We start from the raw sequence: 7,309 nt of genomic DNA on the forward strand, positions 1-7,309 counted from the left end.
GTCCAGCGGGAGCAAGCTCCCTCGCCACAAGTAGTGCATTGCCTGCTGGCTCATCACCTTCATCTACGCCTACACTGCCGATCCGCCAAAGGAGCCTGCCATGCTGATTGTTGCCGACGAAAATATCCCGCTGCTCGATGCGTTCTTTGAAGGTTTCGGTGAAATACGCCGCGTACCGGGACGCTCCATCGACCGCGCCACGGTCGAGGCGGCCGATGTGCTGCTGGTGCGTTCGGTGACCAACGTCGACCGCAACTTGCTCGAAGGCAGCAATGTGCGGTTTGTCGGCACMTGCACCATTGGTACGGATCACCTGGATCTGGATTACTTTCAGCAGGCCGGCATCACCTGGTCCAGCGCGCCGGGTTGCAATGCCCGAGGCGTGGTCGACTACGTGTTGGGCAGCCTGCTGACCCTGGCCGAAATCGAAGGCGTCGACCTGACCGAGCGCACTTACGGGGTGGTCGGTGCCGGTGAAGTCGGTGGTCGGCTGGTCAAGGTTCTGCAAGGTCTGGGCTGGAAAGTGCTGGTCTGCGATCCGCCGCGTCAGGCGGCTGAAGGCGGCGACTTCGTCAGCCTGGAGCAGATCATCGCGCAATGCGACGTTATCAGTGTGCACACCCCGTTGAGCAATAACGCCGAGCATTCGACCTGGCACCTGTTTGACCAAAACCGTTTGAACCAGCTCAAGCCTGGCGCCTGGTTGATCAACGCCAGCCGTGGTCCGGTGGTGGACAATAGCGCGCTACGTGAAGTGCTGCTGGCGCGCGAAGACCTGCAAGCGGTGCTGGACGTGTGGGAAGGCGAGCCGAGCGTCGATATCGGCTTGGCCGAGTTGTGTGTGATCGCTACCCCGCATATCGCCGGTTACAGCCTCGACGGCAAGCAGCGCGGGACTGCGCAGATCTATCAGGCGTTTTGCCAGTTCCTCGGGCAACCCGCAAAGGTCACTCTCGATGAGCTGTTGCCGGCACCGTGGCTGGCGCAAGTCCACTTGAACGCCAGTTGTGATCCGGCCTGGGCCTTGGCGATGGTCTGTCGTGGCGTGTACGACCCGCGTCGTGATGACGCGGATTTCCGCCGTAGCCTGGTGGTCAGCGGTGCCGAACAGCGCACGGCGTTTGACTTGTTGCGCAAGCATTACCCTGAACGGCGTGAGATTGACGGGCTGAAGGTGCGCATTGAAGGTGAGTCGCCGGCGTTGCGACAAATGGTGGCGGCGCTGGGGGCAGTGGTCGTCTAGGGATCGAGTCGGCCTCATCGCGAGCAGGCTCGCTCCCACAGGGTTTTGTGAACACCGAGAATCCACTGTGGGAGCGAGCCGCAGCCCAGAGACTGGTGTGGCTGGGTGCGGATCACTTGAATCTTGTCATCGCTGCTGTTTTGCAAGGACATGGCCTGTCTCCTCATCAGGTTGTACGTTTACTGTAGAACCACCAAATGACCAAGCTGTGACAACTCCCTACAGGGGACAAGGCGGCATTACCAGTCCATCAGAAATAACCCCGGACTTCTAGCCGGACTTTAGACCGATAACATCTAGGCTCTATTGTCAGCGGTCATAATTAACCTGACTCATTGTGATTTACAGCGTTATGGCGGATCGACCGGTGTAGGCTTGGCCGGGTTGATTCTTTCAGTTTGCGCTTTCGGATGATCCTGATGCTGTCTGCCCGTCACCGCCGTGCCATTCGCCTGGCCAGTCGTTTTGTTGCACCTTACCGTTGGCAGGCGCTCGGTGCCTTGTTGGCGCTGATCGTCACTGCCGGCATTACCTTGTCCATGGGGCAGGGCATTCGCCTGCTGGTGGACCAGGGCTTCATGACCCAGTCCCCGCAATTGCTCAACCAGTCCATCGGCGTGTTCATGTTGCTGGTGTTGGGCCTTGCGATCGGCACTTTCATGCGTTTCTACCTGGTGTCGTGGATCGGTGAGCGTTGCGTGGCCGATATCCGCCAACAGGTGTTCAATCATTTGATTTACCTGCACCCGGGGTTCTACGAGAACAACCGCAGCTCGGAGATCCAGTCGCGCCTGACGGCCGATACCACGCTGCTGCAATCGGTGATCGGCTCGTCGCTGTCGCTGTTCCTGCGCAATTTGCTGATGGTCATCGGTGGAGTCGTGCTGCTGTTCATCACCAACCCGAAACTCACCAGCATTGTGGTGGTGACACTGCCGGTGGTGATCGCACCGATTCTGATCTTCGGTCGCCGGGTTCGCCGTCTGTCGCGCTTGAGTCAGGATCGTATTGCCGATATCGGCAGCTATGTGTCGGAGTCCCTTGGCCAGATCAAGACCGTGCAGGCCTATAACCATCAGGTGCAGGACGAACAACGCTTCGCCGTCACCGTGGAGGAGGCTTTCGACACCGCACGCAAACGTATCATCCAGCGCGCCTGGCTGATTACCCTGGTGATCATGCTGGTGCTGGGGGCGGTGGCGGTGATGCTGTGGGTCGGCGGCATGGATGTGATGGCCGGGCGCATTTCTGCGGGTGAGCTGGCGGCGTTCGTGTTCTACAGCCTGATCGTCGGCAGTGCTTTTGGCACCTTGAGCGAAGTGATTGGCGAGCTGCAGCGGGCTGCCGGCGCGGCTGAACGAATTGCCGAGTTGCTGCGTTCGGAAAACATCATCCAGCCACCGGTCTCGGGACAAGTGACTTTGCCTGATCGAGTGCGTGGCGATTTGCTGCTCGAAGATCTGCGTTTTTCCTACCCGTCACGGCCCGAAAGCTACGCTATCGATGGTTTGAGCCTGGCCATCAAGGCCGGCGAAACCCTTGCGCTGGTCGGACCTTCGGGGGCCGGCAAGTCGACGGTTTATGACCTGCTGTTGCGCTTTTACGATCCAATAGCGGGCCGCATCCTGCTCGATGGTGTGCCGCTGACCCAGCTTGATCCTATGGATTTGCGCCGTTGTTTCGCGCTGGTGTCGCAAAACCCGGCGCTGTTCTTCGGCAGCATCGAAGAGAACATCCGCTATGGCAAACCCTCGGCAACCCTGGCTCAGGTCCAGGAAGCGGCGAAGATTGCCTACGCTCACGACTTCATCGAAAAAATGCCTGATGGCTACCAGACGCATCTGGGGGACGGCGGTCTCGGACTTTCCGGCGGTCAGCGTCAGCGCCTGGCCATCGCCCGGGCGTTATTGGTGGATGCACCGATTCTGTTGCTGGACGAAGCGACCAGCGCCCTCGATGCGCAAAGTGAACACCTGATCCAGCAAGCACTGCCTCGCTTGATGAAAAACCGCACCACACTGGTCATCGCCCATCGCCTGGCCACGGTGAAGAACGCCGACCGGATCGCAGTGATGGACCAAGGCAAAGTGGTGGCGGTGGGTACGCACCACGAACTGATCGCCAGCAATGCGCTGTATGCGCGGCTGGCGGCGTTGCAGTTTGTAGGCGCCGCCGAAGACGGCGAACCTTCGGCAGCGCCTACATAACCGGTATTACCGGTTATTGATCGTCGAAATACCGCTCTTGCCAATCCACCAGCGGCTGCGGTGAGTTGAGCTTTTGGCCGTAGATCACCGAGTAAGACAGCACGTTCTGTACGTACTGGCGGGTTTCATCGAACGGGATGCTTTCGACCCAGACATCGAAGCTCAGGTGGTTGGCACCGCTTAGCCACTGGCGAACGCGGCCGGGGCCGGCGTTGTAGGCGGCGGTGGCCAGGACCCGGTTGCCGTTGAACTGACTGTGGACCTGACTCAGGTAGGCTGCGCCGAGCTGGATGTTCTTGTCCGGGTCCAGCACTTGCTGCGGCGAGGCCAGCGGAATACTGAACTTGCGCGCGGTTTCCTTGGCGGTGCCGGGCATCAACTGCATCAGGCCGCTGGCGCCGACGCCGGAGCGGGCGTCGTCCATGAAGGCACTTTCCTGGCGGGTAATGGCGAACACCCAGCTCGAATGCAGGCCACGGACCTTGGCTTCACGTACCAGGGTATCGCGGTGGGCCATCGGGAAACGAATGTCCAGGTCATCCCAATACTGCGCCTGACTGATGGTGCGGATCGCCGGGAAATACCACTTCAGGTCGTAGGCCAGTTTCGCCTGGGCAACCATTTCGTCACGGCTGAAGTGGCGGCTGACGTGGTACCACTCGCGGCGCCCGTCGACGATTTGCCCGCGGGCAAGGAATTCCAGCGCTCGACGTATGCCTGGGGTATTGCGAACCTTGTTGATCAGCGTCGGGCTCAGCATCAGCGGTTTGTTGATCAGCGAATACGGTGATTGCGAGCGGTCGGCGGCAAGGAATCCGTAGAAGTCACGCTCACGGGCCAGACTCTTGTACAGGGTTTGCGCTTCCGGGTTTTGTGGTTGGGCCAGCTCCAGGCTACGGGCCTTCCAGTAGCGCCAGCGATTGGTCAGGGCCAGATCCTGTGGCAGGCGACTGGTCAACTGATAGGCTTCGTCCCAGCGCGCCAGGCGCAACAGCAAGCGCAAGCGCCATTCGGATACGGTGTTGTCGCGCAGATCCGGGTCGTACTTGGTCATGACATMAAGGGCGCGGCTGTCGAAACGACGGGCCAGGGTCAGGCCGATTTCACGGGCGATGGCGACCTTTTCGTCGCGAGAGAAATGCATGCTGGCGGCATAGCTGTCGAGCAGGGCCATTGCCCGGTCCGGATCCTGGCGCGCGAAGCGGCGCAGGCCAAGGCTGACAATGTCGGACATGGCTTCGTCGGCCGGCATGAAGCGCGAAGGCTGGTCGAGCATTTCAGGTCTTTGCGCGACGTCTACCAACAAACGCCCACGCGATGCCAGGGTGGTCATGTTGTTGATCAAACTGTTGGCCAGCGCATAGTTGCGTGCGTGAGCGGCGAGTTTGAGGCGTTCCCAGCGTTTCTGTTCGGTCAGTTGGCCTTCGGCGGCCCATTGCGCAAACAACGAGTCGCAGACTTCAGGCTGGGATTTTCCGGTCAGCCAGAGCTTGTCAGCGTTGGCGTAACCTTCGGACTTGAGGTTGTGACCGATCTGGTATTGCGCATTGAGGCAGTCCAGTTCGGTGAAATTGAGTTTGGGGTCGTAGTATTTGACGAAGGTCGACCAGTCACCCCGTTCAGCCAGCCAGCGCAACCAGCGCAATTTCATCCAGTTGGCTTGCGGCAGGTCGCCGTGCTCGGCGAGGAATCTTTCGATCTCATCGTTGCTTGCGGTTTTCAGGCGCGCCGTCAACTCGTCATAGGCCAGATACGGCTCCAACGGGTAATCGCTCAGCTCCTGGCTGTAGCGAAAATACGGGCCGGTATCACCTTTGGCCAAGGCGCGCTTGGCTTCGTCGTAATATTGGCGTTGGGTAGACAGGTCCACCGCCTGGGCGGATTGAACGGCAGCGGCAGAAAGAAGCAAACAGGATAAAAAACTGACAAGGCGACTGCGCATGAGACATCCGGGCAGAAAAAACACGACAAGTACCTGCAAATGCGAGCACTGATTATTTATAGCTTAGCCTTTTGCCAGCAACCGGCGAAAGCTTTGCCGGCTCGTCGGTACAAGATCGCAACAATTGTTGTGCAGAGTGCTTCGACGTTGAAAATGCCGGCCTTCTGACGTCGCAAGTCAGGTAGAATGCGCGCCCGGTTTTTGGAGAAGCTCATGACCCTGCTCAAATTCAGCGATGTGTCCCTTGCTTTCGGCGCTATGCCGTTGTTGGACAAGGTGTCCTGGCAGATCGCCCGTGGTGAGCGGGTGTGCATCATCGGCCGCAACGGCACTGGCAAATCCAGCATGATGAAGCTGGTCAAAGGCGATCAGAAGCCTGATGACGGCTCCGTCTGGCGCGCACCAGGCCTCAAGATCGGCGAATTGCCGCAAGAATTACCGGTGGCCGACGAGCGGACAGTGTTCGACGTGGTTGCCGAAGGCCCAGTACCCTGAGCCGCCTGCAATTGCCGGCTGACAAAACCCTCGCCGAATTGTCCGGCGGCTGGCGTCGTCGCGTCCTGCTGGCGCAGGCCCTGGTTTCCGAACCGGATCTGCTGCTGCTCGACGAACCGACCAACCACCTGGACATCGGTGCCATCGCCTGGCTTGAAGAGGCGTTGAAGGATTTCCAGGGCGCCGTGCTGTTCATCACGCACGACCGTTCTTTCCTGCAAAACCTGGCAACCCGCATCCTGGAACTGGATCGCGGCGGCCTGATCGACTGGAACGGCGACTACGCCAGCTTCCTCGTTCACAAGGAAGCCACGCTGGCCGCTGAAGAAACCGCCAACGCGTTGTTCGACAAGAAGCTGGCCCAGGAAGAAGTCTGGATCCGTCAGGGCATCAAGGCTCGTCGCACCCGTAACGAAGGTCGCGTTCGTGCCCTCAAGGCGCTGCGTGTCGAGCGTAGCGAGCGTCGTGAGCGCACTGGCAAAGCCAATATTCAGCTGGATACCGCTGACAAGTCCGGCAAGCAGGTGATGGTCCTTGAGAACGTCAGCTTCGCCCACCCGGATGGCCCGTTCCTGATCAAGGACTTCTCCATGGTCCTGCAGCGCGGCGACCGTATCGGTCTGCTGGGCGCCAACGGTACCGGCAAAACCACCTTGCTGAAGTTGATGCTCAGTGGTTTGCAGCCGACCAGCGGTACGGTTGAAGAGGGTACTCGCATCGATGTGGCCTATTTCGACCAGTTGCGCCATCAGCTGGATCTGGAAAAGACCGTGATCGACAACGTCGCCGAAGGTCGCGACTTTATCGATATCGATGGTCAGAGCCGTCACGTACTGAGCTACCTCGGCGACTTCCTGTTCAGCCCGCAGCGTGCCCGTACGCCGGTCAAGGCGTTGTCCGGTGGTGAGCGTGCGCGTCTGTTGCTGGCCAAGTTGTTCAGCAAACCGGCCAACCTGCTGGTACTCGACGAACCGACCAACGACCTCGACGTGGAAACCCTCGAGCTGCTCGAAGAGGTCTTGCTGACCTTCAACGGCACCGTGCTGATGGTCAGTCACGACCGGGCATTCCTCGACAACGTGGTGACCAGTACCCTGGTCTTCGAAGGTGAAGGCAAGGTTCGCGAATACGTCGGTGGTTATCAGGACTGGCTGCGTCAGGGCGGCTCGCCGCGCCTGTTGGGTGTGACCGAGAGCAAGTCCGGCAAGGCCGACCTGAACTCTGCAGTCGTCACTGCGGCGCCTGCGCCGGTGGTAGCTCAAGAAGCACCAGTGGCCAAGAAAAAGCTCAGCTACAAGCTGCAACGTGAGCTGGAAGCGCTGCCGGGCGATATCGATGCCAAGGAACAGCAGATCGCCGCGGTGCAAACCGAAATGGCCGATGCGGGTTTCTATCAACGTCCTGCTGCTGAAACCGCCAAGG

General features: G+C 59.7%; 4 protein-coding genes and 1 pseudogene. 3 read left to right on the top strand and 2 right to left on the bottom strand.

Features of this window, described 5'->3' with window-relative positions:
* Positions 1-100 precede the first annotated feature (100 nt).
* The gene (pdxB, locus tag AC1DH9_RS22510; protein ID WP_427544742.1) at positions 101-1,243 is read left to right on the top strand and encodes a 4-phosphoerythronate dehydrogenase PdxB; all 1,143 of its coding nucleotides are present in this window, start codon (positions 101-103) and stop codon (positions 1,241-1,243) included.
* A gap of 14 nt (positions 1,244-1,257) precedes the next feature.
* On the opposite strand, the gene AC1DH9_RS22515 is transcribed toward pdxB, so the two are convergent.
* Entirely contained in the window at positions 1,258-1,395 is a 138-nt protein-coding gene (locus tag AC1DH9_RS22515; RefSeq protein ID WP_477808810.1) for a PA1571 family protein, read from the bottom strand.
* A gap of 258 nt (positions 1,396-1,653) precedes the next feature.
* Between AC1DH9_RS22515 and AC1DH9_RS22520 the strand changes: the two genes are divergently transcribed.
* A complete protein-coding gene (locus AC1DH9_RS22520; protein ID WP_427544746.1) occupies positions 1,654-3,450 on the top strand; it encodes an ABC transporter transmembrane domain-containing protein in 1,797 nt (598 codons plus the stop codon).
* 13 nt (positions 3,451-3,463) lie between these two features.
* Here the strand turns inward: AC1DH9_RS22520 and AC1DH9_RS22525 are convergent, their stop codons facing one another.
* Positions 3,464-5,392 (bottom strand): transglycosylase SLT domain-containing protein, encoded by a 1,929-nt coding sequence (locus tag AC1DH9_RS22525; protein WP_477808811.1) that lies wholly within the window; start codon positions 5,390-5,392, stop codon positions 3,464-3,466.
* Between the two features lie 213 nt (positions 5,393-5,605).
* Between AC1DH9_RS22525 and AC1DH9_RS22530 the strand changes: the two are divergent.
* A pseudogene (locus AC1DH9_RS22530) lies at positions 5,606-7,309 on the top strand (ATP-binding cassette domain-containing protein); the annotation flags it as partial.

The organism is Pseudomonas sp. 05T35, from assembly GCF_056396605.1.